4 protein-coding genes are annotated in these 3,042 nt (G+C 65.2%); 3 read left to right on the plus strand and 1 reads right to left on the minus strand.

The annotated features are described in order from the left end of the window. Positions 1-67 precede the first annotated feature (67 nt). Positions 68-232: a hypothetical protein gene (locus AB0B89_RS35775; RefSeq protein ID WP_358562031.1), complete on the minus strand. Its 165-nt coding sequence runs from the start codon at positions 230-232 to the stop codon at positions 68-70. 346 nt (positions 233-578) lie between these two features. On the opposite strand from AB0B89_RS35775, the gene AB0B89_RS35780 reads away from it, so the two are divergent. The 3 genes from AB0B89_RS35780 to AB0B89_RS35790 all read left to right on the plus strand — a co-directional run bounded on the left by AB0B89_RS35780 (position 579) and on the right by AB0B89_RS35790 (position 2,960). Next, positions 579-1,871, plus strand: a complete 1,293-nt coding sequence (locus AB0B89_RS35780) for a hypothetical protein (RefSeq protein ID WP_358562034.1) — start codon at positions 579-581, stop codon at positions 1,869-1,871. Positions 1,872-2,184: 313 nt separating this feature from the next. Next, a complete protein-coding gene (locus tag AB0B89_RS35785; protein ID WP_358562037.1) occupies positions 2,185-2,397 on the plus strand; it encodes a helix-turn-helix domain-containing protein in 213 nt (70 codons plus the stop codon). Next, entirely contained in the window at positions 2,394-2,960 is a 567-nt protein-coding gene (locus AB0B89_RS35790; protein ID WP_358562040.1) for a BrxE family protein, read from the plus strand. Before AB0B89_RS35785 ends, AB0B89_RS35790 begins: the two co-directional genes overlap by 4 nt. Positions 2,961-3,042 lie beyond the last annotated feature (82 nt).

Below are 3,042 nucleotides of genomic sequence, written 5' to 3' on the forward strand. Positions count from 1 at the left end.
ATCGTCACTGTCTCGATCGTCCTGTCTAGCTCTGTTTCACATCATGAGGACTCATTCGTCCTATGTCTCACAAGAGTCTGACAGAGAGGGCGGTGCCGTTGTCACGCAGCTCGGCCCGCACGTTCAGTGCCAGCAGCGCATTCCGCAACTGCATCAAAAGCCTCGCGTCGTGCTCTTGCTGTTGCTGCTCCTGGAGCAACCGTTCCGCCGCGGCGCGCATCACGGGATTCATCTCGCGTTCCTTTCGACCCGGCCGCTTGCGAGGCAGTCCAGACATTCCTGTTCTCCGTACCTGTTGTCATCGCTGCTCTCGCCGAGCAGGAGGGCACGACGGGAGCTGCGCAGCTTGGTCCCACGTCCCCTGCAGGAGGGACAAAGGATCGTGTTGTCGCTGGACTTGTGTGGCCGGGTCACCGTCGCCATCTCCTCGTTGCTCCGACGTTCCCTGTGGCGGGAGGCCGCATGACGTACCGTGGTTGCTTGATGACAAGTCCACCGGCAAAGCCGCGACGACAGGACCCCTGAACGGCCCCCCAACAGTCCCCCTCTTGAGCCCCCAGCCGGGAGGAAGGCACCAGATGCCCGACAACATCCCCAACGTGCAGCTCAGAGCCTGGCGCAACGAGCACCACCTGACCCGCGCGCAGATGGCCGACAAGGTCAACCGCACGCCTATCGGCATCAGCGACCGCCTGACCTGCGACGAGGAACGCATCCGCCGCTGGGAAGCCGGCGAAGTCTCCTGGCCCCAATCCGCCTACCGACTCGCCCTAACCCAACTCACCGGACTACCCGTCGAAGACCTCGGCTTTCGCCCCCACCGCCGCGGCCACGTCCAGATCATCGAAGCCACGCCCATCACACCGGTCGACGCCCTGCGGGCCGAAGCAGACCTGTACGGCACCATGGAACTCGCCCAGCAACTCCAGGCATCCGACGTCGGAAACGGCACCCTCGAAGCCTTGGCCGAAGCCGTCGACCTGCTCTGCCGCGCCTACCCGGTCGTCCCCGCCACTACCTTGCGCGACCGCACCCAAAAGCGCCTCGCACAGATCACCCGACTACTCAGCGGCCGCATCACCCTCGACCAGCACCGCGAACTCCTGGTCATCACCGGCTGGCTGACCGCCCTACTCGGATGCGTCCACTACGACCTCGGCGAGCGCGAGGAAGCCGAGACCGCCCGCCGCACCGCCTACGAGATGGGCCGTCAGGTCGGACACGGCGAGCTGATGTCCTGGGCTTACGAGATGTCCGCCTGGTTCGCCTTGGTCGAAGGCCGTTACGAAGATGTGGTTACCGCCGCCCGCATGGGGCAAGCCGTCGCCGGCCAATCCAGCGCCATGGTCCAACTCACCCTGCAAGAGGCCCGTGGCCTGGCACGCATCGGCGACCGCCGCGAAGCCGACAAGGCCCTCACCCGCGGAGCCGACACCCTCGCCAAGCTCCCCATCCCCGGCAACCCCGACCATCACTTCGTCTTCGACCACGCCAAATGGCTGTTCTACGCGGCCACCGCCTACACCTGGCTCGAAGACAACGACCGCGCCGAAGAACACGCCCTCGAAACCATCCAGATCCACACCCGCCCCGACGGCACCAGCAATGCCCCCATGCGCGTCGCCGACGCCCACATCGACCTCGGCATCATCCACGCCCGCCGCGGCAACCTCGACGCCGCGGTAGAACAAGGCCTTGCCGCCTTCGACATCGAACGAAAATCCCTAACCGACCTCGTCAACCGCGCCGCAGACCTCGACCGCGTCCTACGCCACCGCTATCGGCGCGAGGCTCTGGCCGAGGAGTTCCACGAGCAGTTCGTGACAGCTCGCCGTGCGCTCGTAAGCCGACGCCCGGAACTCCTCGATTGACATACTGTCCCGTCCAGCCAACCTCTGACCAACGCTCCATCACAATGCGACCAAGATCGAAAACAACCTTCTTCACATCTATGAAGGGCGGTCGCTGGCCGCGCTGCGACTCTTCGGCCGGTCACGGCCGCGCCACCCACGCGCCGACGTCCACCGAGCAGACACTCAGACCGGGAGAAGGCCTCCAGAAGTGACGGGTAGTAGCCAGCATATGCCGGTAGGATCGAGTCGACTTTCTTGGGGTTTCGTGGGCAGAGCTAGGCTCTCCATGGCTCTCCATGGCCTACGTCGGCCTCATGTCTGAGAGGAGCCTGTGATCACCGAGCCGTGGGTCTCCGTCGAGGGCGTCGCCAGACATCTCGGGGTAGCAAAGGATTCCGTGTACCGGTGGATCGAGATGCGCGGCCTGCCCGCCCACAAGATAGGTCGCCTTTGGAAGTTCAAGCTCTCGGAAGTTGACGAGTGGGTCCGGGCGGGCGGCGCCGACGGACACGACGAGAGCGCAAGCGGACGGTCCGCCGAATGACCATTCCAATGATTGACCTTGATGCACTGTTCCGGCTCCGGGTCGTGGTCGCGCGCTTCGGTGAGATGGACAGCGCCAAGTGGTGGAACACCAAGGGGCAGCTTGGCCGCTATGGCGTAGCGGCCCTGCGACGGGGTTTCCCACGCACGCACCGGTTCGCACAGGCACGGTCCGTCTTCACCGTAGCGGCTCACCGCTGCGATGAAGTCTTCAACCCACCCGGCTGTGTGACGCTCTGGCGCCTTCCTGAGGCGGTCGAGGAGGACTTCGACGCGCGCTGGGAGCATTGGCTTGACAACGCCAGCGACTGGGCTCCCTTCTTTGAGCAGATCGAGCAGATGAACGACACCGACCTGGCTCGTGTGCTGCACGGGTTGCGGTTGGTCGACGATCACGATCTCGACAGGTTGGCGCGCCTGCGCCGCTCTGCCGAAGGGAGGACCGTGGCGTTGCCTGGCCTGTTCTTGGACAGCGGCGAGGACATCCGCCTCCTGGCATTGGGATTCGCACGCGGCGAGCCCGGCGCGCTCACCGTCCCCTACGCGCGGAGAGCCGAAGCATGACAGCCGCGTTGGAGAGCGACCCCGCGAGCGGTACGGAGACCAGCGCCACGTCGCCCTTGGGCGAGAAGACCGGAGGCGGGAC

Source organism: Sphaerisporangium sp. NPDC049002 (assembly GCF_040649355.1).
Classification (GTDB): Bacteria; Actinomycetota; Actinomycetes; order Streptosporangiales; family Streptosporangiaceae; genus Sphaerisporangium.

Bases quoted from the DNA above. Each gene is read 5' to 3' on its own strand.
- AB0B89_RS35775 (WP_358562031.1), bottom strand. From the start codon at position 232: ATGAATCCCGTGATGCGCGCCGCGGCGGAACGGTTGCTCCAGGAGCAG.
- AB0B89_RS35780 (WP_358562034.1), top strand. From the start codon at position 579: ATGCCCGACAACATCCCCAACGTGCAGCTCAGAGCCTGGCGCAACGAG.
- AB0B89_RS35790 (WP_358562040.1), top strand. From the start codon at position 2,394: ATGACCATTCCAATGATTGACCTTGATGCACTGTTCCGGCTCCGGGTC.